Raw genomic sequence first — 23,733 nt, 5'->3', positions numbered from 1 at the left:
TTAAAAATATTTTTTATAAAGTTCACGTCTCAATTGTCCACTTAAATAAGCATATATCCTAGTTGTTTCACTCTTTTCATGTCCCATTAAATTCTGAATAACTTCTAATGGTGCTCCATTATTGATAAGTGTAGTTGCATAACTGTGTCTTAACTGATGTGGATGTATACACTTATTAATTTTAGCTCTTCTTGATATTTGTTTAATGACATATCTCATCTGTGCAATACCCATTCGGTGGGGAGCTCGGATGGTAACAAATAAAGCTTTTTCGTTGTCTGTTCGATTGTTTATATACCTTTTTAGCCAAATACTACATCGAGTATTAAAGTAGACTTCTCTTTCCTTTTTCCCTTTACCATATACTATTACAGACTGTTCCGAGAAGTTGATAGAACTTTGATCTAAGCTTACTATTTCTCCTATTCTACAACCAGTAGAATACATAAATTCAAATAATGCTTTTTCAAAAGGACTGAGACATGCCTCTCTTAATAGCTCTATTTCTTCTTCCGTCAAAAATTTAGGGATTTTACTCTCTAATTTAGGCTCTTTTATTGCCGTTCCTGGATTAAAAGTTATATATTTCTCTTCTTGCGCCCATTTGAACAACGACTTAATAAAACGAATGCGATGACATAGGCTAGATGCTTTTAGATCACTCGCTACTTCCCCAAGATACAATTTGATAGATTCCGTTTTAACATCCTGTATTGGAATATCTCCTAAGTATTTTATAAACAAGGTAGATTGAACCTTATAAGCTTTTAATGTTTGGGAAGAGTATCCTTGAATTTGTTTATCTGCATTATATAATTGCCAAGCTTCAGATAAAATCATATTCATCTTTCCTATCTTTTTATGAAACAGTATTTACTAGTAATTTATAAATTATACTTATTTAATAGAACTTATAGAAGAAATGCCCCCTATAGTTTAAGTGTAATACTTCACAAACTTAATATAACTTGGAACAAAAACAGCTGCCATTGGCAGCTGTTTTTGCAATTAATTTACTTCTAACCAATCTTTAAAAACTGAATTATCCTCTAGGTTAAAGTAATATTTAGTAAACCGAATAAATTCTTCTGAATCTATCTCTTTAAACTTATAATTATCATAGTATTTCTTTACAAATTTTTCAGCCTCTTTGATTCCACCTCTTTTTTCAAAAAGTTTCCATAACATAACATTGGATTTCCCATAAATATATGAACTTTGATTATTCTGTTCAAACTGATCCAAAGATAAGTTTACTGGCAACGGGTCAAGTCCTTTTACCATTTCTTTTAAAACGCTATAAGGTACACCTTCATTTGATTTCGAATAAAAATATAGGCCTGTAGCAAACTCAGCAAAGCCTTCATCGAGCCAAGCTTCATGATATGGATCATTACTAATTATTCCATAAAACCACTGATGAGCTATTTCATGTACAACTGTCGATTTTAATAAAGTAGGAGGTAATTTAGCATGGTCATCAATTGAGTATGCTGTTACAACCCCTGGGTATTCCATACTTTTACCATCCAACACAATATCTAATTGATTATGAGGATAAGGACCAATTGTTTTTTCGAAATACATAAATGCTTCTGAAGCTATTTCCGATACCTCCTGAGAGAGCTGTTTATCATCACCAAAGCCAAATACTCTAATATTGGTGTTTCCCACTTCTTTTTCGATTATAAAATGTTCTTTCAAGATTACTACAAAAAAGTCTTTAACGTTATTTGCTTGTAATGTTCCAATTTGTTTAACTTCTTTGGGATCGTTTGGACTTGTAGAAACTAGCGTATAACCATTTAGCAACTTGTAGGTTACATTAAAGTCACTAAAATTAGTATGATATGTCTCCCCCTTAAACCGATAATCCTCTTTATTCCATTCCTTATTTCTATAAGTAGCAAGCATTGGGTAAAATTGAGCCAAGTAATAGTTCCCATTATTCTTTGTATATCTCAACCCTTTGTCTGGAAGAGTTAGATTGTATGTAAAGCTTACATGTACTTCACTATTTGGAGATAACTCATAATTTAAATCTATTTTCAATGTATCCTGTTCTAATGAAAACTCTACTGTTTCTCCATTAATTTCAATTGTACGAATTGTAACTGTTCCAGGATGAGCAGAAGATTGACCTAAACTATCTAAGGTCTGTTTGGTAAAGATATTAGGAATAAAATAAAAGACTAAATCGCTCCAATTATCTTCTGATTTATTCTGTACATTTACTTTTGCTTTTACTTCAAATTCTTCCTTTTCACTCATTACAATGTTTAAATCGTATGAAGCATGATTACCTGGAGGTACTGTTTTTGGAGTAAATGACTTTTCAATTACTTCAGTATTGTTGCTAACCTCTACTTTATTTACTTTTAAAAGTTGAAAGCAAAGCATTATAATTAATACTGAAAAGAAACTTAAGTATACGTACTTAATAGCTTACTCCCCCCCTCGAGTTCAATTACATATTATATGCATTCTCTTCACAAGTTGGAAATTCCTGTATTATCTTGGTTTTTAAAAAATATTTCACTACCCTGCCATGTTTGTGCCATAAGCTATGATTTAATTTATTACAGGAATGCTGCCACTTTAGTAACAAAACCAAAAACGAGGATTAATCCTTATGGATCAATCCCCTCCTATTGCCAGAAGAAACTAGTAAGATTTTTAACCATATTGAAAATAATCTCTTTTACATGAGAATCCATTCACTCTATCGATAAATTTAGTTGATCAGCCACTTCTCTAATATATGATTTATAACTAGATTCGTTGTATGCTTTAATAATTCTTTCTTGTGCTTCCTTATAATATCCATATACTTGATACAAAATAGTTAGTTCTAGATCGCTATAAGAGTCTTGTGATTCTTCTCTTTTCATCTCTTGCATGACGTCTTCAATCGTTTGGAATTTTTCAAAGTATGGAAAAACCAAACTTTCTATATCACTGCTTACTTCCTGTTTAACTTTCTCTAAGTCACTTGATAAGTTAATTTTATACCAGTAATCCTGTTCATTTTTCAGTTTAGAAATTCGGTGTCTAAGAACCGAATTAATTTCTGTTGGAAATTTGGGTGGTTTCTCTCTATAACCTATTCCAAATAATTTATCAGTAAAAATACCAGTATTAATAGTAAACTCCACTTCTTCCTTTGTATTCCACTTAGATGATTGGATATTTACAGTCCATGCAAAGTCAGAGAATGTCTTTGCAAAATTATTTCCTTTCTTTTTAAAACCATTTTCCTTAAATAAAGGAGCAATTTCATCTTTTATAAGTTGTTTAAATACTTCCTGCATAATCATCTCTATTTCTCCATTCCGTTTACCCTAGATGAGTTATATTCTCCTTCTATTAATATAATTCCTTCATACCCTTATTACACTAACCTGTCTTTTTTCTACCATAAGCAAGGTTTCACTTATTACAGGAATGCTGCCCTGTTTGTGACACAAGAATAGAGCTATTCATTTATTTATAAACAAAACACTCTCCATCTAGAGAGTGTTTTGTTTATTAGCTATTTCATATGATAAATTAATTATTTTCAACTTTGTAGATCTTATTCCAAGCTGACATGGCAAAAATTGCAATAGCTTCCCCAATGCCATAAAGACCTTTAATTAAAAGTTCCATAAATATTACCAACTCCTTTACTATAATTTTCTAAATTAGATAAAAAAGGAAATTATGACTTCCGAAAAAAATCACATTATTTTACATATACGTATAACTTACAGTTTAGTTCCTGATAATTCTTACTATTTGACTATACTGCCATTTTTGTGCCATAAGAATGATTACAGGAACTCTGGATATATAGTTTTATAATTAATATGTCTTATCCTTCATTAATCAAATCATTTAATTGAACAATATTACGGATATTATTCAGATGGAGATAACATTTTAATAAAATATTTTGGAGATTCCGTAAACCCTTGACGCATATAAAACCTATGTGCATCTATTCTCCTTGAGTGGCAATGCACTTCGATTCGATCGCAATTTCTCTTTATGGCTAAATCAGTGCAATATTCTTCAATCTTACGTCCTATTCCCTTACTTCTAATGTTCTTATCAACTGCAAGATAACTTATCCTTGCGAAATCTCCTTTTACAGCTAACTGAGGTATAAAATGAATCGAAATTAAAGCTATAACACTCTGATCTTCCTCAAATACTAGTAATACCTCATTCGGATTTGCAAGAAGTGTTTCCATTTTTTCCTTTATAAAAGTTCCCGTATCAGGATAGTCTAACTGATTTAATAACAAAGAAATTTGCTCCCAATCCTCAACCTTTGCTTTTCTTATCCCCATTTAAGTCACTCCCCTTTTTTATAGACCAATTATAATTTTAAATAAAAAGGCCTTTTCTTTATTTAACAAAATTTCATGTTTCTTCAATCAGAAAAGTTTTCACCTATTGCTGATAGTACTAAGTTAATGAAAAAATTAAAGTTTAGAAACTTTTCCTACAAATAGTGGATAAGAGAAATTAATTTATTCTCTACCATATAAAATTTCCCACTCTTTCCACTTCATAATATTTAATTCAGGTCTTGGTTTGTCATCTAACATAGCAATAAATTCTATTGTATGGCCATCAGGGTCATCAAAATAAATAGATACAGCAGGCATAAAAGGAAATACTAATAAATCTTCAGAACTCTCCCCCAAAAAGTTGGTTGTTTCGATTCCTAATGTAGATAAATAATCCTTAGCAGAAGAAATGTCTTCTAGATCAACCTTAAAAGCAAAATGTTGTCTTTGGACTAAAGAGCTTGGGTAATTTTCTCGGATACCTAACATCGATTGACCTGGTTGACCAACCCAATAAAACTTGGATTTTCTCTTAGCATCCTCGTGTAAAGGAATAATATTTAATAGCTTTTCATAAAATTCAGCTGATTTCTTATAGTCACTTACATTAATATGTGTTTCAAATATTCCTTTTATCATTATCAACAACAACTCCAGGTTTACTTTCTAATGGTATTATTAAGATTTAACAATATTAATTATTGAATAATATGAAATATTATTCAAATTAACTGCCTAACCAATTTTCTAAGTTTGTGAATAATTACACTTATGCTAAACTGCCCTTTTAGCGACATACCAAAGGGCACTGTTTTATTGAAGGGAAGACATAGTTTTTCACAATCTTGTTTATGGATATAAAAAAACGACTACTTTTGAAGAGTCGTATGCAAATAATTGAACATTATATGTATTCCAAATTAATCCCCTACCTCCAATTTCTTATAATAGTTGATTTTTTCTTCAATCTTTTGAAGATTAATTTGTAAGTCTTTTATTTTTTCTTGTACATTTTTTTGATGATTCTCTAATAATCCGCGACGCAAGCCTACTGTTAGCTCACCTTGACTCCGCAGAACAGAGAACTGTTTCATCTCAGACACTGGCATACCCGTTACTCGTAAACGAATTAAAAAGTTTATCCATGATATATCTGACTCCGTATATTGGCGATAGCCATTTACATCTCGCTTTACTTTGTCAAGAAGTCCAATTTTTTCGTAATAACGTAACGTATGTACGGATAGTCCCGTAAAATTTGATATTTGTTGAGTTGTAAAAAATTTTTTATCCATATGTTAAATTATAGCATATAAAAATGGTATTGCTTTAGAGTGCACTCTAAAGTGTAAATTATTTTTACGGAACTTATTTAGAAATTTTAATTTAAGGAGGAGGATAATTAGATGTCAAATGAACGTTATCACAGAGGCTGGAAAAAACTTATGGAAATAGACGGAGAAGGAGGCAAGCGAGTAATTGATTCTTTAAAGGATACTGCCCCTGATCTTGGCAAATATGTAGTTGAATTTGCTTTTGGAGATATTTATTCTCGAAAGGGATTAGATTTAAAACAACGTCAACTTGTAACAATTGCTTCTCTTACTACTCAAGGAGGGTGTGAGCCACAACTTAACGTTCATATTAATGCTGCACTTAACGTGGGACTCACCCCTAATGAAGTGATTGAGGCGATTACTCAATGTGTTCCGTACACTGGTTTTCCAAGAGTTCTTAATGCAACTTTTGTTGCAAAACAAATTTTTGAAGAACGTAATTTGAAGGTAACCAATTAATGTTATTTAAGGGTAACTTTAGTTGCCCTTTTTTCCAAAACCATTAATGAGGGTGTGGACTGAACAAATGGCTAATGAGGCCATTTTAGTCACAGAAATACTTTTAAAAAATCCTTTATACGTAACACTACCATTATATCCATTAAAAGAAGCTTTCCTTTACTAAGAAAAGCCCCAGTATTTTTCAAGTGTATCACTTCACACAAAGTTACATCGATTTAACTTATATACAATGAAACATTCCTTACTCGCATTTCAATTTATATCATATAGAGCACCTCCCTGAACAAAAGGCACTCTATACACATGAATCATTGAACTCCCTGTTATTTTTGTCCGCTCAACTCTAAGATATTTAAACCCTCAGATGCCACTGGTGCTTCAAAAAATTTAGTAACATGAATAAACATCGCCTCCGTGTCAAAAGCTTCTCTTTCGGGTTGTTCGATACGCCTTTGTGCAATTTGACGTAAGCATAGTTCGTTATTTAGATTAAGGAAAATTAGTTGATGGCTTGCATTAACCTCTGAAGCTATATTTAAAAACCACTTTCGCAGGTTTTGAGTGTTAGCCGGAAAATCCATCACTACATCTGTACCGACACTTAATATGTTTTGAACATGCTTTTTCACGAATGGCTTGAGCTGTGCTGAGAATTTTAGGTAGTCCTCAAATGATGTAATCTGATTGGGATAAAGAGATGAAAGCCAATCATCCTCGGACAACAGTACAGCATGTTTATCTATCGCCAATTGTTTTGATTTAGTTGATTTTCCAGCTCCCATTTTTCCACAGAAAAAATATAGTGTCCCCAATTGTTTCATATTTTTAACCCTCCGCTCTTAGTTTAGTTAAAAACTTTTTACTTTAGACATTCACCTCTTATTAATATTTAGACGTTAAGATTTATTTCTAATTTACTATTGTACCAATTTTTAGTTATATGACTGATATGTTGATATCTCTCATTAACTATTACCATAAACAAATAAGTACTTCCTCATGATTATTCTACAAAAAAGATAAAATTTCCTTGTTAGGCTAAACTGCATCATAGCACCATGGATTTGAGTCAATAATTTGGACAAAAAAGTTAAGTATTAAGAGGTTCTTCTAATCTGATGCTCCATAGCTTGAGGTGTTTGATAGCCGATGCTGCTGTGAATTCTGTTTCTGTTGTACCCGCCCTCTATAAACTGAAACATGGCCAGCTTCACTGCCCGGTAGTCTGTGTACTGGGTATGATAGACTTCTTCTTTCTTTAATATGGGTGAAATGACTCTATACAGGCATTTACAAATCCCTAAATCACCAGATATATTTATACTTAAGATGTTCAATCAATATTAACCCTCTATAAGTGAAAAGCCGCCGCAGATTTAGGACAAATCTGCGGCGGCTTTGTTTTAATATTTATATTTTTTAATAATGTCGTGTAGCTCATCTGCCATAATAGAGAGTGTATGGGACGAAGAGGATATCTCCTCCATTGCTGCAAGTTGTTCTTCTGTCGATGCAGCGACCTCTTCTGAGGAAGCTGCATTACTTTTCGCAATATCAGAAACATCATTTGCAGTTTCTTCTACTTCCTTAACTACTACAATCATTTCTTTAATTGTGTTGGATACCTCATCCATTTTTGGTGATATTTCCTTCATGCTTGAAAGAATATCACCAAACTTTTCAATAGCATCCTCTGATACAGATAGTCCACTTTGAACGTTGTCAACTACAGTAGTCATTTTTTGAACAGTGCTTTCTGTGTCCTGCTGGATGGCCTTAATTAAATCTGAAATTTGACTTGCTGAGCTTTGTGATTGTTCAGCGAGTTTTCGGACTTCTTCAGCAACAACAGCAAAACCCTTCCCTGATTCTCCTGCCCTTGCAGCTTCAATTGCTGCATTTAATGCTAGAAGATTGGTCTGTTCCGAAATAGCTGTAATGACATTTAAAATAGTCCCAATTTCTTTAGAACGGTCATACAAGGAGTGAATGACTGCATTTGAATCAAGTACAGATGCATGTATAAGATTCATTTGGTCAACAGTCAGCTTAACTGAACGGCCTCCTGTTTCCGCTTTTTCGGTTGTTTCCCTCGTCAAATCGGAAACAGCAGTAGTGCTTTCAGCAATGGAAGTAGTCCCTGCCGAAATTCTGTTTAATGCTAAAATATTTTCTTGCATTCCTGACGTTTGTTTTTCAGCGCTTGATGCAACCTCTTGAATAGCTTCTGCCACTTGTTCTGTTGCTTCACTTGTCTGCATGGCACTTGCATTAAGTTGTTCGGCAGAAGCAGCCACTTGAACAGCGTTTTGCTCAACAGTTCCTAACAAACTTCTTAAGCTTGTCTGCATGTCAATGAAGGATGAAGCGAGCTTGCCAATTTCATCATTAGAATTTGTTTTAATATCTTCTGTTAGATCACCACTGCTGATTTTCTGTGCTGTCTTTTGGAGTGCTCTTACTCTGATAATAATCGATCTTACTATTACCATGACAATTGCTGCACCAATAACAACTGCTATAGCAATTACATGGAAGGTAGTGTTTAAAATTGGTGAAGCAGCTTCTTCAATTTCTGATGAAGACATAGTTCCGGCTATTTTCCAGCCTGTAAGTTTATTCGTCGTGTAATACATAACTCTTTTATTGTCTTCAACAGTATAGTCGATGACACCGCTCTCTGCTTTATAAAGCTCCTTATAATAACTTTGTTCAGCCTTCGCACCAGCTTTTCCTTTTGGATTCACGATAAATAGCTGCTGTGTATCAAGAAGGATGGCATAGCCATCTTGACCGATATTAACATTACTCGCTGTCTCTGCCAGTCTTTTTATATTGATATCAATTGCCAAAACGCCACTTCCATCTTTTAGCTTCTTGGTAACAGTAACAACCATATCTCCTGTACTTGTATCTTTATAAGGACTTGTAACAACTACATCATTACTATCCATGCCCGCTTGATACCAAGGTCTCTCCCTTGGGTCATAATCGCTTGGAAGGTCAGTTTTAGGATATGAAATCATTCGTCCATGTGTTGTACCGATATAAATGGATTGTGCTTCTGGATGTAATCCGATATACTGGGTGAGCTTTTGGATTCCTTGAGAATTATTGTCTCCTTCAGTAAACATGTCTGCAGTCAGTAAATCACTAAAAAATTCTGCATCATGCACCTTTGGCGAAAGCGTATTGTCTATGTTTGAACTAAGCAGTTTAACATTTTCTTCAGCACTTTTTAATAAACTGTTTTCTAGTTCATTTTTTGCACTGTTATAGGAAAGGAGGCCCACTGCTATTGTTGGAATTAGAAGAATAATAGCAAATGCTGTGTAAAGCTTTGCCCTTAAATTCCATGTGATGTTTAATTTCTTCATTGCTGCTATCTCCTTAAGTTTAATTTCAAGAAAGCAATCAAAGCCCAATTATGGTGAGATTGCAATCTATATACGATTATATCGGCATTGGCGAGGGGAAATTGAAGCACTTAATTTTGAACAAAAAATATTATTGCCAAAATTACTGAAATGAAAATGCTTTATTTATTATTGATAAGAAAATTTTTCCAGTGCTTCTTTTTCTGTTTTATATTTAAGGCAAATTATGATTCAACAAAATACGAACGCCTGAAGGATATACTGTTGAAATTGCCATTATTAAGGAGTAAATCACCTTTAATGATTACACCATAATTATACTTTTGAATATTATCAAGATAAATTTCAAATATTTGACCTACTTTTATTTGTTTAAAATACTTAGTTTTTTTAGGTTGCTTTATTTTCACTTCTGATACTATTCCATCAAGTAATCGAAAATCATAGTTTAATAATTCAATTAAAAAATCTTAGATTTCTGATACTGTTTGTGAAATATTTGTATTATTAAGATGTGCTTTAATTCCTTTAACAATTTCTTCCTTGTAGATACGTCCTTCTGAGAAACAGACATATAGTAAATATATTTTTTATTTTATATCAATTTTGGAATTACTTTTTATTCAACTAAACTGCTCCGATTGTTTCATTTTGAATGAAGGTAATGAATTAACAAACAGGAAAGATAACGATAGATTTAACTAGTCTTATTGATGTTGTATCTTGACTATAAAATGTCAGATGAACAGGTTTATGTATGAGCTTATAAAAAACTGCTTCGTTTACTTCATGAATCATAAAAAACAAGGATACCACTGATAAATCAACACTTTTATGTAAAAAGGTCAACCAATTAAGGTTGACAAAAGTCGTATTGGTTGATTAAAAGCAAAAGATCTTAATTACCGTCGTACTCTATATATTATTCATTTTAACAATCAAAGTATGGCATTCTGTCTAAAGGAAAAAAGATGTACCGCCGTACTATCGGTACATCTTTTTTTCGTGTATATACAAAAAAGGGGTGAAATACATGCCTGATACTATCTTATTACCCTTGTTCATTTTAGTACCGGCTCTTATCCACTATTTACTTATGAATTGTCTGTAGAGTTTGTAGCTACTTTCAACGTTTTAATTTATATCAATTGTGAAAATATTCACTTAAACAAACCTGCCACGTTTCTTCCATAAGCTAAGTTTTCATGTATTACAGGAATGTTGCCGATGTAGTGATGTAGTACCAACCAGATGATAACTCTTGCTGATTAAATCTTTCTCCTGTTAGTCGACAAAGATTTAAACAATCCTTTTTCTTTCCATTGGTCGAAATACTTTTGATAGCCCATTTCCTCAGCAGTCATTGTGTAATTTTCATCTCCCAATTTAAAAGTATGAGTTCCTGACAAGGCTTCATAGGTCGGATTACCTTTTGCATCCCCAAAAAGCGTTTCGAATGTATTCACATCCACTGAATTTGTTGTTCCGTTCTCATAGGTTTCAAGCAAAATGTAATCAACCTCCTCTTGAGCAAGTGCTGCTTGCCCCTTAAAAATCAATCCAGCTTCATTTAATGACAAATATAATTGATTCATGTCAACATCTACTCTCCCTAAAAATTGCTACTTAAATGGCAACTCGTTCTTGTGCTATTGAACCAAAAATTCGCCAAGACATAGAAAAATCCTTCTTCAACATAACTGCCATGTTTGTGACACAAGAAAGGTTCTCTTCATTTATTAAAGGAATGCTGCCCCGTTTCTGCCATAAGCTAGTTTTAATTAATCAGGAATGCTGCCCTTTATAACCTTAAAATGATTAAACTACAATTGTTGAGTATATATTCATTATATTTAACACAGCATAAAAAAACCTATGAGTTAACCAACTATGTTCAGAAGACAAAGGCTAACAGAAATTATATTGATTCCCATTATTGAGGCAACCGTATCCATTTTAAAAACTCTATGGCTAAAATCTTCCCTTTTAAAAGAGATAGAGAAAATCGCAAAGATAGATGAACTTAATATATTGAGAAAATTAGGAAAAGTGACTTTAGACTTCAAGTTTAAATCCTCCTTTTTTATTACAATATAAACCCAGCAGTTTTGGAACTTAACAGTTTGAAGACTGTTGGGTTTATTAGGTAAAGTTTTAAATTAAACTACAGTACGTAGTTGCAAAAGTTCTTTCGTTTACGTTATTTATAAATTTCATTCTTTCCAAAAATTTTTGAAATACTTTAAGAAAAAGTAAATTCCAAAAAACAACACTCCTAAGGTAGTAGCCCCAAAACCAATAATTATAATTATAGGGATAATCTTTTTAAATATCCTAATTGTTTACAAGCCTTTTTGATCTGAGAATACTTTTTCCATTTACTACAATATCCTGACATTGAAAGTTTATACAAATCATTTATTATATTCACAATAATAGCAAGGGCAACAAATGCAGCAACTGTTGTAGCTGCTGCTAGTAGTACAGCTGGTATAGCTCTACCATTCTTTTTAATGTCGTCTTTTGCTAATTTATCGTCAACCTTATCAATTTCAGCAATTTCCCCTTGAGTAAGAAAGTTTGAAAATAATGCATCAATATTTTCAATCTCCTTTTCAGTTAAGGTTGTATCTTTAACTAGGTTTTTGTCAAACTTGTACACTCCATTTTCAATAGTAATCCCATCATTTATTGCTTGTACACTACTATTAAATTGCTCATCAGTTATTTCTTCCATAATACCTAATAAATCATTTTCGTCACTTGAAGCGCTTACGATTGATTCCGCAGAAACACTTTGATTATATTTAGGTAAAGCAGCCCCAAAACATAATATAATTACCACTAATACAATTAGTTTTTTCATTTTTTTCATTGATATACCTCCATTTATTTGGCTTCTAACAAAGTATATCAATATCTATTTCAAATTAATTGAATTAATAGAAAAGTTCAATTAATAGCCATAACACTGGAAGAATTAGTAATAAATATAAGTCCTTCACTTCAATAAATCTAAAGCTTCGATAGTCCCAACACTAAATTCTTCCGTTCTTCCTTCTTTAACTTTTATCATAGTCGGTGTACCTGTAATTTCTATTTCTGCACTCACAATCGGTTTTGTATTACCAAGTGGTGTGTTATGAACAGCTACTATCCTTTCATCCTCTGTTAATTCAATGGACCACTCAACCTCACGATCATACAAGAATTCATCCATATTCACATGTCCATTTATTATTTCTTTGCAATTTTTAACCTCGCCAATAACCTTGTCGTATTCTTTATGATACTGTTCCCAATCATACCAAGCAGCTTTATTATTATCATTTTCCATATCGGCAATATAAAGGGGATACTTTTCCCTATACTCTAATACTGTTTGTTCTATTTCTTTACAAGAAGAACAAGTTTTCTGCCAAAAATACACGATATATTCCTTTTCTTCCTGATTAAAAGTTTCTTCTGCACGAATCCTGTTTATATCATAAATTGTTCGTTTCTGATCTTTCTTCAATCCAACTGGTATGAAAATAACAGCAAATGTTAAACACACCAAAAATGCAAGCGACCCATTTCCATTTAGTATTCATTGCAGCCTCCTTTCAATTTATTTCTATTTTATAGAAAGAATTATTTCAATTACATAGCCAAAAAAGCGTTCTAATTAATTATTATTAGCTTAAAAAAAGATACAAAAAAAACCAGACATCGTTGCCTGACTGTTAAAGCCGATGTTAAAATCCTCAATATAGCCGGAATAAAATTCCCCATCTAAAATAGAACCATAGTTTGTTGAGAGGAGCTATGGTTCGTGAAGACAAGAGGGGAATTTTTTATGATTAAAGAAATGTACCAAAGAGGAATGAGTATTACTGATATCGCCAATGAGCTGAAGATGGACCGCAAGACGGTTAAAAAATACATAATGTCCGAAACCATCCCCACTGCTAGGAAAAGAAATAGAAGCAGTAAACTTGATGAATTTAAGGATTATATCAATAGGAGGATGCTAGAGGATCGGGTATTTAATGCAGAGAAACTGCTTCTCGAGATCAAGTTGCTTGGATATCAAGGTGGCAAAACGATATTAAAGGATTATATGCAGCCATATCGAGAACAAGCAAAAAAGAAATATACTGTCCGTTATGAAACCCTTCCGGGTGAACAGATGCAGGTCGATTGGAAAGAGGTCGGAGAAGTCATTTTGAACGGAGAAAAAAGGAAGCTTTCCATGTTTGTTGCCATCTTAGGCTATTCGCGAATGAAGTACGCTCTTTTTACTTTATCCCAGGATCAGGAACATGTCATGCAAGGTCTAATTAACAGTTTTAAATATCTGGGTGGGATACCTTCTACTATCTTGTTTGATAATATGAGGACTGTCACAGATGGACGTGATCAAGGGGTCATTAAATGGAATAAAAGATTTGCAGAATTCGCCTCTTACTATGGATTTATTCCAAAAGCCTGCCGCCCATACAGAGCCCAAACAAAAGGAAAAGTGGAAAGGGCTATTCAGTACATTATGAATCATTTTTATGTGGGGACAAAGTTTAATAGTGTGGAAGAATTGAACCAACTTTTAATGAGATGGCTGGATACTGTTGGTAACCGAAAGAGAAATGAAACAACCGGCTATTCTCCACAAGAAAAATGGACAGAGGAAAAGCTTCATCCAATAAATGAGAAGAAAGAATATGATACAAGTTATATTTCCTTTAGGAAAGTTCATTGGGACGGAAGCTTCTCCTATAAGGGAGAAAGTTGGATTCTATCCTCTAAGTACGCTGGAAAAGAAATATTGATAAAAGAATCTCTGGAGGGTTTAATTAGGATATTTTATCAGGGAGAAGAAATTAGTAAGCTACAGCGACGGAAAAAAGTTATTCCCTTCTCCGAAAAAATAACAAGGAAACAAACTGTCGTGGTTGGCGCCCCACAGCCTGTTTCCTTGGAAGTAGATACACGCCCCTTATCCGTCTATGATGAATTCACTAGGGGTGAATCATCATGAAAAAAGAGATAAAGGAGTATAGCCAAAAATTAAACTTGCCCGTTATTGCGGACCGATGGTCCGAACTGGCCGAACAAGCGTCTAAAGATAATGTACCATATTCACAGTTTTTATTCAGCCTTCTAGAGCTAGAAATCACTGAAAAACAGGAAAGAATGAAGAAAACCCTGCTGAAGTTTGCGAGGTTTCCTTACCGAAAAACGATAGATCAATTTGATTTTACAGCCCAAGTGGACATGGATGAAAGAAGAATTAGAGAATTAATGAATCTTTCCTTCCTCGATAACAAAGAAAATTTAATTTTTTTAGGTCCTCCTGGTATTGGGAAGACACATCTTGCAGTAGCTATTGGGATGGAGGCAATCTCAAAAGGAATGAAAACCCATTTTATTACAATGAGCGAGCTAGTATCCCAGCTAAGAAAAGCAAAACAGCAGGAAAAACTGGAGAAGAAAATAGTTTCCTTTATTAAACCTTCGGTTTTAATTATCGACGAAATTGGTTATCTGAACCTTGATACGCAAAGTGTACACTATTTGTTCCAAGTTATATCAAGAAGATATGAACGTGGCTCTATCATCCTTACATCCAATAAAGGCTTTGGAGAATGGGGAGAAATGGTTGGAGATCCGATAATTGCAACAGCGATGTTAGATCGCCTCTTGCATCACTCTCGTATCTTTAACTTGAAAGGTGATAGTTACAGACTAAAAGAGAAGCACTTGAGTACGCAAAAACAGAAGGACTGAAATGTCCTTCTGGGGAATTTTAAACCGGCGATTTTGAGGAAGTTTTAATCAGCCTTGACACTGACTTCTTTACTATCATTTTACTTATACAACTGCTGCATCTTTTTTTCTTTTATTTGTTTTGTTTGTAAGAACATTTTTAAGATAAGGCATTGTATATCTGTCTAATCCGAATTTACCTGCATTTGCTCCTGCTACTACGACGAAGATTGCAAGAAGAATCATTTGTGCATTTGTGCTTACTGTACCGCTGAATAAGAAAGAGAAGTTCATTATCATTCCCATAATGGCTGCAAAGTTAGTGAATAAACCTAGAATTAAGGCAATACCTACAAGTAGTTCTCCCCATTGTACTAGGAATGTGAACAGACCGGCATTCGGTAATGCAACGTTTTCTAAGAATGCTGCCCACCAGCCTTGTACTGCAGGATGATCGCCTGTGCTAGAAGCAATGGCTCCTTGAAGGAAACCACTTGCATCAAAGCTGCCGCCCACTATTTTTCCATAACCAGCATGAATAAATTGATAACCAAGATAAATGCGGAATACTGCTAGAATACCTGCTGCGATATTATTTTTTCTTAATAGGTCTAACATTTTACTCCAGCTCCTCTATTTTCATTTGTTCATTACTTCACAATATCTTGTATGTTTTTACTACACTGTTATTGTAGCATGTTTTTTTCTATTGAATAAAAAGTACTAGTAAGCTTCACATAATTGCAATATTCTCTTGTATATTCTGTGAATTTTTTATTTAAAGGGTTTCTTTTATTCTCATTATATGATTTTCTGTGTCTTACAAGGAAGTCTGTAATAGATGGCGTCACTTTCTCGCATGCAACATGTCTTTTTTCTTTTTTTCAGTGGCAAAATAAAGTATTGCGATAATTGGAAATGCCGCTCCAATCCATAACACAGCACTCCAGCCGCCTTTTGCGTATGTCAAACCTCCAACCGCAGAGCCGATAGCGCCTCCGAAGAAGAAAATAGCCATAAACAACCCATTTAAACGACTGCGGATTTCTGGACTTAATGAGAAGAGAGTGCGCTGTCCAAGAACAAGATTTGCCGATACACCTGCATCCAATAGAATCGCAGAAACGACGAGTATAACTATTCCTGTATTGGAACCAGTATGAATCTGCAGCGGCAACAGCAGGGAGATGATGACGGTGGCGAGTGCCACTCCTGTTGCTGGTCTGGTCCACCCCCTATCTGCCAACCGCCCAGCTATTGGTGCAGCAATTGCACCTGCTACACCGACAAGTGCAAATAGTGCAATCTCTTTTTGTGAAAAATCAAATGTTGGACCTGCTAAAAACATTGGCACTGTTGTCCAAAATAAAATAAATGACGCAAAGACAAATGCATGATAAGCAGCTCTTCGTCTTAATATTGGTGTTGTTTTCAGCAAATACCACATCGAACTGAGCAAAGCTTTATAGCTTGTGTTTGTAGTAGGTTTTCTTTCTGGCAGTACCTTTAATAGTACGAAAGCCAAAAGCATTACTGCTGCTGCAGAAAAAGCGAAAACAAAATTCCAGCCAAAATAGTCAGCTACCAAGCTTGATAATGGACGGGCAAGCATTATGCCTAGTAACAAACCGCTCATCACATTGCCGACAACACGGCCTCGAGAAGAATCGGATGCAAGGTATGATGCAAAAGGCACAAGTACTTGTGCTGCGACTGATCCTAAACCGATGAAAAAGGAAGCTGCTAAAAATGGGGCCTCCTGCTTTGTTACTGAAGTGATGGCAAGGGCTATCCCGGTGAGAAGCAGCGCGAAAAAAACTAATTTTCGGTTCTCCATAATATCACCTAAAGGCACTATAAATAACAAACCTATAACATAACCAAACTGTGTTAAAGTTACAATCAAACCAGCACTGGTTGCAGACAATCCGATGGACTCACTGATGATTCCCACTAGTGGCTGTGCATAGTAGAGATTAGCAACAATAATACCGCATGCTGCAGCTATTAGTATGGTTAACCACGACGGGATATTTTTTTCCATTGATTGAGATTTAAAAATAGACATTCAAACAACTCCTTATAAAATATGGTTTTATTCATTCCTGCTACTTCTTTTGGAACTTGGTTTTAGTCCCTCTCCTTTTATTTTTAAATACTAAACGTTTAGTTCATTAATTAATGATTAAATAATATACTGAACGTTTAGTTTTGTAAATAGGCAAACCGGATTTTATTTTGGATACTTACCTGATATACTGAACGTATAGTTTTTTATAGAATTAATGAATGAAAGGAAGATCTTCATGAATGGAAAAAGAGGCCGGCCCCGCAATGTGGAAACACATAAGGCTATTCTTTCCGCTTCTTATGAATTATTATTAGAAAACGGCTTCCAAGCCGTTACGGTTGATAAAATAGCCGAGCGTGCTCAAGTCAGCAAGGCAACGATTTACAAGTGGTGGCCGAATAAGGCTGCTGTAATAATGGAGAGTTTCCTAGATGCTGCCACTGCTAGGTTGCCTGTGCCTGATACTGGTTCAGCGTTAGATAATATTGTCATTCACGCTACTAACTTAACCAATTTTTTAACCAGTCGAGAAGGGACAATCATTACGCAGTTACTAGGTGAAGGACAGTTTGATTCAGGATTGGCAGAAGCCTATCGAACTCGTTTTTTTCGCCCTCGCCGACTGGAGGCAAGAGGTCTTTTGGAGCAGGCAATCGCACAAGGAGAATTGAAAGAAGGACTCGACATTGACATATGCATTGATCTCATTTATGGGCCGATTTTTTATCGATTGCTTGTAACTGGAGATACATTGGATGAGACATATGTCCAGCATTTAGTAGAAAACGCCTTTGCAGGAATTCGTTCTTAAGTTGTAGTTTATTGTAAGAACAATGTACATAAGCAAACTCATAACACTGGAGGTCCAACTTAATAGCGGTCCTCCCCCTTTCTAACTTTTAACGATTGCTCACATCCTATCTACCTTAGCCAACTCTATTAAAACTCCTTAGCTTTTTAAAATAATTAGAAGTAATTAGTTGACTTATTTTTTTAAAATGCTTAATATAAAACGTAATGATTACGATTTATATTAATTTATAATACAAATCGTAATCATTACTATTTACATAACATTCGAGGCAATCTATATTAAATTTGCTCTCTTATATTTAATCAGGAGATGACTTTTCAATGAAATTAGTTATTGTAGGTGCAGGGCCATCTGGAATTGGCTTAGGTATCTTATTAAAGAAAATGAACTTTGAGGACTTTGTGATTTTAGAAAAGGAAGAAATTGGTGCCAGTTTTCGAAAATGGCCAAAGGAAATGAAGCTGATTACCCCTTCCTTTACAGGGCATGGATTCGGGATGTTAGATTTGAATGCCCTGACTCCTGAAACTTCTCCAGCGTTTACTTTCGGGAAAGAACACTTAACAGGCAATGAATATGCAGATTATCTTCAATTATTAGCTCACCACTATAAATTGCCAATAAAGAAGGCTTATGTTGATAAAGTAGTTAAAGATAATAATAAATTTCTGTTATATACAGACAAGCAAATGATAGAAGCACCTTTTTTAGTTTGGGCAACAGGTGAATATCAAACACCTAATTTAAAACCCTTTGAGGGTGCGGAGCTTGCTCTTCATAACAGTTTAGTTAAATCGTGGGATAACTTGCAAGGAGATGAATTCACCGTTATAGGCGGATACGAAAGCGGAATAGATGCTGCCTATCATCTTACAGCAAATGAAAAGAATGTTACAGTCATTTCTAGAAGTGCTCCATGGGACAATGTTGAGGCTGATCCGAGTAAATCCTTGTCTCCTTTTACAAAGGAAAGATTAGAAATTGCTGATGAGACAGGTCGGTTAGAACTGCTTGATGTAGAGGTTTTAAAAATCTCTAAAAGAGATGATGACTATGTATTATATTTGTCTGATGGAACTACTCATGTTTCAAAAACCCGACCAATTTTAGCTGCTGGTTTTATTCCTGGTGTTAAACAAATTTATTCTCTTTTTGAGTGGGAAAATGAACAGTCGCCTAAATTAACAGATAAAGATGAATCTACTATTACTGCAGGGGTATTTTTAGCAGGACCAAATGTTAGGCATCAGCAGGTTATTTTCTGCTATATATATAAATTCCGCCAAAGATTTGCTGTGATTGTTAAAGAAATACTTGATCGTACTAATTTCCAATATCCAACCGAAATTTTTGATTTATACCGAAAAAACAATCTGTTTTTAGACGATTTATCTTGTTGCGAGGTGAATTGTGAGTGTTAGAGGAGAAAATTCAAACCCAAAGCCTAAATTCATTAATTTTAGGCTTTGAATCTTCTGGAAAATCAACCTTATTTACTAAGTTAGCTGGTAGGTCGATAGGTAAAGAAATAAATGTGAAAGGATCAACTATCCATAATGAAAGTACTTATTTTGTGAATGGAAATTTAATTGATACACCCGGCATTAATAACGCAAATTCACTAATACAGACAAAACTTTATGAAGATATATATAGTGCTTCTACTATTATTCTTGTAGTAAGAGGTACACATTTTGCAGAGGAATTGGAAAAGCTGTTTCCTTATATTGAAAAAGCAACCAAAAGGATTCTTTTATTTGTTACCTTTTCAGATAAAATGTCTCCTGAAGGTAAGAGTTTGCTTCTTAAACAAATAACAAGAAAAAAGCTGCCTATCTTTATTGTAGATACCCGAAAAGTAGAAAAGAATACTGTTAACTTATTTAAAGAGTGTTTAAAGGAAAATGATACGATAAATCAATCACAACTAAAGGAACTTATAAACTTACCGATTTCTAAAGTAGACCCTCCTACTCTGTTTTTTGAAAAAAGTTACTTTGGCAAAAGCTTCGTTGCTTTATTAAGTTTAGTAGCCATGTTTTTGTTTCCTGTTATCGTCGCATACCAGTTTTCTAACTTGTTACAGCCGTTGATTGAAAAGTATATACTCAGTCAACTTACACTATTCTTTACTAGTGCTCCCAGCATTATTAAAGAAATTTTCGTAGGGAACTATGGACTATTAACACTCGGAATTTATTCCTTTATTTGGGCCTTTCCAGTTGTGTTGATGATTAGCTGCAGTAAAGCAATGACAGAAGAATCCGGCATAAAGGATCGCATAGTAGATACATTGGAACCAATGTTATATAAAATTGGTTTAACTGGCAGAGATATACTACCGATCATCACTGGGTTTGGCTGTAATGTTGTTGCAGTCTTTCAAAGCAGAGGTTGTCATACTTGCAACAGGTCCCAATGTATCTCGTTTATCTCTTTTGGGTCTGCATGCAGTTATCAAATTGGTGCAACTTTATCGATTTTTAATTCAGCCCATGCTGTGTGGCTTTTCTTTCCCTATATTTTCCTGTTACTTACAGGGAGTATCATTCACAATTATCTGTGGTTTAAAAAGCAATCATTCCCTCCTTCAACTATTACTAGAAAAGCTTTTATTCAAAAACCAAAATTAAAAACGATAAAGCTTCAAGTAAGTAGTGACTTAGCGCAATTTTTTAAGCAGGCAATGCCTATTTTTCTACTTATTTGCATTACTGCTAGTCTGTTGCAATATATGAATATCATTTCGTTTATTGCTTTACTGTTTCATCCTTTATTACAACTTTTCCATTTGCCAGTAGAAGGCGCAGCAACTTTGGCTTTTTCAATAATAAGAAAAGATGGAATCCTTATTTTAAATGAAGGAAATGGCGCGCTGTTTTCTATCCTTACTAATTTCCAATTATTCTTATTAGTGTTTTTAGCCTCTACATTGACATCATGTGTCGTAACCTTGGCTACAATATGGAAAGAGTTAGGATTTATACAAGCTTTTAAACTTATAGGTCAACAATCACTAACAGCGATTTTACTTGGATTATGCTTAGTAGCAGGTAATCATATCATTCACTTTATATAAAAACTGTACAACATGATAAATGCCCCCCTACTCCAAAAATAGGGGGGCATTACTCTGGTTATGAACTTATTACCAACTTGCTTTCTTAACACCTGGAATTTGCCCTTTATGAGCATACTCTCTGAAGGCAATGCGGGACATTTTAAATTTTCTTAAGTACCCTCTAGGTCTGCCAGTAACTTCACATCTGTTTTTTAGGCGTGTTGGAGAGGAATCTCTCGGAAGTTTTCTAAGTCCTTCATAATCACCTTTTTCCTTTAATTCGATCCGAATAGCTGTATACTTTTCCACCATAGCTTGCCGTTTTTTCTCTTTTACTACTTTAGATTTTTTTGCCACTTATTTTAACCTCCTTTTATAAATCGAAACTATTACGATTTAAAAACTATAACTAATTAATCAATACTTATTTTGTTTCTCTATGCAAAGTTCGTCTTTTTAAACGTGGGCAATATTTCATTAATTCTATTCTATCTGGATTATTTCGTTTGTTTTTTGTAGTAATATAGTTTCTGTCTCCTGTTTCTGTACATGCCAATGTAATATTCACTCTCATTTTTGTTCCTCCTGATTCTTTTATTAGACGTTAAATGATGGAAATGGGTCTAAAAATTTGGTCCAATCTTTAGTCATTTCTATCTCTGTAAGAAGGCACTTATCTAAATCATTTTCTAGTTGCTTTTGATCCATTCCAATGCCAATCAAAACTAACTCTGTCATTCGGTCACCATGCACAGGATCCCATCTTTTTTGCAGCACAGCATCTTCCTCTAGAATTTGCTTAATTTCCGTATCCGGGTATGTAGCTACCCATTTCCCAGCTCCTTGAATCGATAAAGATGTGCCTGCTTGTGATAACAGCCCAGAATCATTATTCCTAGTCGCTAGCCATATAAACCCTTTAGCACGTACCACTTCTGCTGGCCATGTTTCAATCCAAGCCATTAGTCTTACTGGATGAAACGGCTTCTTTCTCCAATATACAAAAGAAGATATTCCATATTCTTCTGTTTCAGGAATATGTTCCTCATTAAGTTCTTTTATCCAACCTGCACTTTGGCTAGCAGCTTCAAAATCAAAAAGGCCTGTATTTAACACTTTATCGAGTGGAACTTGTGAAAATTCACTTCTGTATATTTTCGCTTCAGGGTTAAATTGTTTAATGATTGCTGTTAATTTTTCTTGATTTTCTTTTGAAATTAAATCCATTTTGTTCAGTAAGATAACGTCGGCAAATTCTATTTGATCTATTAGCAGATCAGCTACTTCTCGAACATCCAGTTCATCAACAGCTTGTTTACGATCCAGCAAGCTTTCCCCTGAACCATAATCATGCCAAAACCGATTAGCATCTACTACCGTTACCATAGTGTCCAGTCTACAAAATTCAGTTAGATCAATCCCCATACTCTCATCCACATATGTAAATGTTTGCGCAACCGGGATTGGCTCACTAATACCGCTGGATTCAATTATAATATAATCAATATCACCGTTTTGGGCGAGTTTTTCCACTTCTATTATTAAATCCTCGCGAAGTGTGCAGCATATACAGCCATTTTGCATTTCTACCAGCTTCTCGTCTGTTCTCGAAAATCCTCCCTGCTTCACCAATGATGCATCAACATTAATTTCACTCATATCATTTACGATAACAGCAACTTTAAGATTTTCTCTATTAGATAAAATATGATTAAGCAGAGTTGTCTTACCTGAACCAAGATATCCGCTTAATACCGTTACCGGGATTTTTTTATTACTCAAAAATTTTCACTCCTTACAATAACAACTACTATTGCATTATACTCGGATATTATGTAAATCGCAATAATTACGATTTACATTTTAGATAATTTAATTCTTCTACCTGTTAATCAATAATGTATAAACGAATATAACAGGTATAAAACGACTTATGACCAAATTACTTCTGTACCTTTTATATATCGTCTTGCACTACCAGCTGGCTGCTGGATTCATATAGAACTAGTCAGCTTCATCCAATAAATATAATTCTGACTCTACTATTTTATTTTCAGTAATAATAAATTTGTGTGAAGTGTAACGTAATCTTATTACTTGAACTGCCATCTTCCACTATACTAACTCCACTCCATAAGTTTCTGTCGTAATTCTCCCAAATAATATTTTTAGAAACTTCATTATTTGAGTGCTTTCTTTCGTTTAAGAAATGATCTTTCAATGAAGTCGACTATGCTTGCAAAAGATGGATATTTTTCCGCTCAAGAAGGCAGTAAAATTAAAATTAAGCACGGATAGTTTGAAGAACCGCCTCAAATGGAAGACCGCAATCAGATCATTAAGGATAAGAGCTGAGTTCTGACATTATCTTATTACTGTAAAAGCCATCCACTTGTAAAAAGGGATGGCTTTGTAATTACCTTCGTTAATCTTGGAACTTACATTCTTTTAAGCTTTACTTAACATCTGATTAAGTGATTTTAATTCTTCCTCCATTTCAGTGAGCCTTTTTTGTAAAGGAGCTAAGTT

At 34.2% G+C, this 23,733-nt stretch carries 23 protein-coding genes and 1 pseudogene; 6 read left to right on the top strand and 18 right to left on the bottom strand.

The genetic code is table 11. The annotated features are described in order from the left end of the window. From L8T27_RS25430 to L8T27_RS25405, 6 genes are all read right to left on the bottom strand, one after another. Entirely contained in the window at window positions 1–840 is an 840-nt protein-coding gene (locus L8T27_RS25430; protein WP_237943827.1) for a tyrosine-type recombinase/integrase, read from the bottom strand. Window positions 841–1,008: 168 nt separating this feature from the next. Beyond that, window positions 1,009–2,400: a M1 family metallopeptidase gene (locus L8T27_RS25425; protein WP_237943818.1), complete on the bottom strand. Its 1,392-nt coding sequence runs from the start codon at window positions 2,398–2,400 to the stop codon at window positions 1,009–1,011. A gap of 317 nt (window positions 2,401–2,717) precedes the next feature. Then, a complete protein-coding gene (locus L8T27_RS25420; RefSeq protein ID WP_237943817.1) occupies window positions 2,718–3,317 on the bottom strand; it encodes a DUF4304 domain-containing protein in 600 nt (199 codons plus the stop codon). 582 nt (window positions 3,318–3,899) lie between these two features. Continuing rightward, window positions 3,900–4,334 carry a GNAT family N-acetyltransferase gene (locus L8T27_RS25415; RefSeq protein WP_237943815.1) on the bottom strand — a complete coding sequence of 145 codons (435 nt, stop codon included), beginning with the start codon at window positions 4,332–4,334 and terminating at the stop codon, window positions 3,900–3,902. Between the two features lie 183 nt (window positions 4,335–4,517). After that, on the bottom strand, window positions 4,518–4,976 hold the full coding sequence (locus L8T27_RS25410; protein ID WP_237943813.1) for a VOC family protein: 459 nt from the start codon (window positions 4,974–4,976) through the stop codon (window positions 4,518–4,520). Between the two features lie 281 nt (window positions 4,977–5,257). Beyond that, window positions 5,258–5,632 (bottom strand): MerR family transcriptional regulator, encoded by a 375-nt coding sequence (locus tag L8T27_RS25405; RefSeq protein WP_237943804.1) that lies wholly within the window; start codon window positions 5,630–5,632, stop codon window positions 5,258–5,260. A 111-nt stretch (window positions 5,633–5,743) separates the two neighbouring features. Here L8T27_RS25405 and L8T27_RS25400 point away from each other — a divergent pair, with 111 nt between their 5' ends. After that, on the top strand, window positions 5,744–6,133 hold the full coding sequence (locus L8T27_RS25400) for a carboxymuconolactone decarboxylase family protein (RefSeq protein ID WP_237943802.1): 390 nt from the start codon (window positions 5,744–5,746) through the stop codon (window positions 6,131–6,133). A gap of 326 nt (window positions 6,134–6,459) precedes the next feature. Here the strand turns inward: L8T27_RS25400 and L8T27_RS25395 are convergent, their stop codons facing one another. From L8T27_RS25395 to L8T27_RS25365, 7 genes and pseudogenes are all read right to left on the bottom strand, one after another. Next, entirely contained in the window at window positions 6,460–6,957 is a 498-nt protein-coding gene (locus L8T27_RS25395) for a P-loop nucleotide/nucleoside kinase family protein (protein WP_237943801.1), read from the bottom strand. 276 nt (window positions 6,958–7,233) lie between these two features. Continuing rightward, window positions 7,234–7,427, bottom strand: a pseudogene (locus L8T27_RS25390) (integrase core domain-containing protein); the annotation flags it as partial. Window positions 7,428–7,539: 112 nt separating this feature from the next. Beyond that, a complete protein-coding gene (locus tag L8T27_RS25385; protein WP_237943799.1) occupies window positions 7,540–9,513 on the bottom strand; it encodes a methyl-accepting chemotaxis protein in 1,974 nt (657 codons plus the stop codon). A 1,268-nt stretch (window positions 9,514–10,781) separates the two neighbouring features. Further along, window positions 10,782–11,108: a hypothetical protein gene (locus tag L8T27_RS25380; protein ID WP_233317188.1), complete on the bottom strand. Its 327-nt coding sequence runs from the start codon at window positions 11,106–11,108 to the stop codon at window positions 10,782–10,784. A 285-nt stretch (window positions 11,109–11,393) separates the two neighbouring features. Beyond that, entirely contained in the window at window positions 11,394–11,579 is a 186-nt protein-coding gene (locus L8T27_RS25375; RefSeq protein WP_237943797.1) for a hypothetical protein, read from the bottom strand. Between the two features lie 242 nt (window positions 11,580–11,821). Next, window positions 11,822–12,388: a hypothetical protein gene (locus L8T27_RS25370; RefSeq protein WP_237943795.1), complete on the bottom strand. Its 567-nt coding sequence runs from the start codon at window positions 12,386–12,388 to the stop codon at window positions 11,822–11,824. A gap of 126 nt (window positions 12,389–12,514) precedes the next feature. Continuing rightward, window positions 12,515–13,072, bottom strand: coding sequence for a hypothetical protein (locus tag L8T27_RS25365; RefSeq protein ID WP_237943793.1), 558 nt, complete (start codon window positions 13,070–13,072; stop codon window positions 12,515–12,517). Between the two features lie 255 nt (window positions 13,073–13,327). On the opposite strand from L8T27_RS25365, the gene istA reads away from it, so the two are divergent. Further along, complete coding sequence (gene istA / locus L8T27_RS25360; protein WP_237942770.1) at window positions 13,328–14,530, top strand: IS21 family transposase; 1,203 nt, start codon at window positions 13,328–13,330, stop codon at window positions 14,528–14,530. Next, window positions 14,527–15,279, top strand: coding sequence for an IS21-like element helper ATPase IstB (gene istB / locus L8T27_RS25355; protein ID WP_237942772.1), 753 nt, complete (start codon window positions 14,527–14,529; stop codon window positions 15,277–15,279). The genes istA and istB overlap by 4 nt, the downstream gene beginning before the upstream one ends. Before the next feature lie 84 nt (window positions 15,280–15,363). On the opposite strand, the gene L8T27_RS25350 is transcribed toward istB, so the two are convergent. Both L8T27_RS25350 and L8T27_RS25345 read right to left on the bottom strand, forming a co-directional pair. After that, a complete protein-coding gene (locus tag L8T27_RS25350; protein WP_237943791.1) occupies window positions 15,364–15,876 on the bottom strand; it encodes a DoxX family protein in 513 nt (170 codons plus the stop codon). Window positions 15,877–16,105: 229 nt separating this feature from the next. Then, a complete protein-coding gene (locus L8T27_RS25345; RefSeq protein WP_237943789.1) occupies window positions 16,106–17,326 on the bottom strand; it encodes an MFS transporter in 1,221 nt (406 codons plus the stop codon). Window positions 17,327–17,564: 238 nt separating this feature from the next. On the opposite strand from L8T27_RS25345, the gene L8T27_RS25340 reads away from it, so the two are divergent. From L8T27_RS25340 to L8T27_RS25330, 3 genes are all read left to right on the top strand, one after another. Further along, a complete protein-coding gene (locus tag L8T27_RS25340; protein WP_233317192.1) occupies window positions 17,565–18,140 on the top strand; it encodes a TetR/AcrR family transcriptional regulator in 576 nt (191 codons plus the stop codon). 323 nt (window positions 18,141–18,463) lie between these two features. Next, window positions 18,464–19,564 carry an NAD(P)/FAD-dependent oxidoreductase gene (locus L8T27_RS25335; protein WP_237943787.1) on the top strand — a complete coding sequence of 367 codons (1,101 nt, stop codon included), beginning with the start codon at window positions 18,464–18,466 and terminating at the stop codon, window positions 19,562–19,564. Continuing rightward, complete coding sequence (locus tag L8T27_RS25330) at window positions 19,558–21,222, top strand: nucleoside recognition domain-containing protein (protein ID WP_237943785.1); 1,665 nt, start codon at window positions 19,558–19,560, stop codon at window positions 21,220–21,222. The genes L8T27_RS25335 and L8T27_RS25330 overlap by 7 nt, the downstream gene beginning before the upstream one ends. A gap of 69 nt (window positions 21,223–21,291) precedes the next feature. Here L8T27_RS25330 and rpsN read toward each other — a convergent pair whose 3' ends face one another. From rpsN to L8T27_RS25315, 3 genes are all read right to left on the bottom strand, one after another. Further along, window positions 21,292–21,561, bottom strand: coding sequence for a 30S ribosomal protein S14 (gene rpsN, locus L8T27_RS25325; protein ID WP_237943776.1), 270 nt, complete (start codon window positions 21,559–21,561; stop codon window positions 21,292–21,294). Between the two features lie 67 nt (window positions 21,562–21,628). Continuing rightward, window positions 21,629–21,778: a 50S ribosomal protein L33 gene (rpmG, locus tag L8T27_RS25320; protein ID WP_233317196.1), complete on the bottom strand. Its 150-nt coding sequence runs from the start codon at window positions 21,776–21,778 to the stop codon at window positions 21,629–21,631. Between the two features lie 23 nt (window positions 21,779–21,801). Further along, window positions 21,802–22,986: a GTP-binding protein gene (locus L8T27_RS25315; RefSeq protein WP_237943767.1), complete on the bottom strand. Its 1,185-nt coding sequence runs from the start codon at window positions 22,984–22,986 to the stop codon at window positions 21,802–21,804. Between the last annotated feature and the right edge of the window lie 747 nt (window positions 22,987–23,733).

Source organism: Niallia sp. Man26 (genome assembly GCF_022049065.2).
Taxonomy (GTDB): domain Bacteria; phylum Bacillota; class Bacilli; order Bacillales; family Cytobacillaceae; genus Niallia.
The sequence above is the reverse complement of the archived record's forward strand: the minus strand, read 5'-3'. Positions and strand labels throughout refer to the sequence as shown.

Bases quoted from the DNA above. Each gene is read 5' to 3' on its own strand.
- L8T27_RS25345 (WP_237943789.1), bottom strand. From the start codon at position 17,326: ATGTCTATTTTTAAATCTCAATCAATGGAAAAAAATATCCCGTCGTGG.
- L8T27_RS25350 (WP_237943791.1), bottom strand. From the start codon at position 15,876: ATGTTAGACCTATTAAGAAAAAATAATATCGCAGCAGGTATTCTAGCA.
- L8T27_RS25380 (WP_233317188.1), bottom strand. From the start codon at position 11,108: ATGAATCAATTATATTTGTCATTAAATGAAGCTGGATTGATTTTTAAG.
- L8T27_RS25420 (WP_237943817.1), bottom strand. From the start codon at position 3,317: ATGATTATGCAGGAAGTATTTAAACAACTTATAAAAGATGAAATTGCT.
- L8T27_RS25340 (WP_233317192.1), top strand. From the start codon at position 17,565: ATGAATGGAAAAAGAGGCCGGCCCCGCAATGTGGAAACACATAAGGCT.
- L8T27_RS25410 (WP_237943813.1), bottom strand. From the start codon at position 4,976: ATGATAAAAGGAATATTTGAAACACATATTAATGTAAGTGACTATAAG.
- L8T27_RS25335 (WP_237943787.1), top strand. From the start codon at position 18,464: ATGAAATTAGTTATTGTAGGTGCAGGGCCATCTGGAATTGGCTTAGGT.
- istB (WP_237942772.1), top strand. From the start codon at position 14,527: ATGAAAAAAGAGATAAAGGAGTATAGCCAAAAATTAAACTTGCCCGTT.
- L8T27_RS25370 (WP_237943795.1), bottom strand. From the start codon at position 12,388: ATGAAAAAAATGAAAAAACTAATTGTATTAGTGGTAATTATATTATGT.
- L8T27_RS25425 (WP_237943818.1), bottom strand. From the start codon at position 2,400: ATGCTTTGCTTTCAACTTTTAAAAGTAAATAAAGTAGAGGTTAGCAAC.
- L8T27_RS25385 (WP_237943799.1), bottom strand. From the start codon at position 9,513: ATGAAGAAATTAAACATCACATGGAATTTAAGGGCAAAGCTTTACACA.
- L8T27_RS25430 (WP_237943827.1), bottom strand. From the start codon at position 840: ATGATTTTATCTGAAGCTTGGCAATTATATAATGCAGATAAACAAATT.
- L8T27_RS25400 (WP_237943802.1), top strand. From the start codon at position 5,744: ATGTCAAATGAACGTTATCACAGAGGCTGGAAAAAACTTATGGAAATA.
- L8T27_RS25405 (WP_237943804.1), bottom strand. From the start codon at position 5,632: ATGGATAAAAAATTTTTTACAACTCAACAAATATCAAATTTTACGGGA.
- L8T27_RS25415 (WP_237943815.1), bottom strand. From the start codon at position 4,334: ATGGGGATAAGAAAAGCAAAGGTTGAGGATTGGGAGCAAATTTCTTTG.
- rpmG (WP_233317196.1), bottom strand. From the start codon at position 21,778: ATGAGAGTGAATATTACATTGGCATGTACAGAAACAGGAGACAGAAAC.
- L8T27_RS25395 (WP_237943801.1), bottom strand. From the start codon at position 6,957: ATGAAACAATTGGGGACACTATATTTTTTCTGTGGAAAAATGGGAGCT.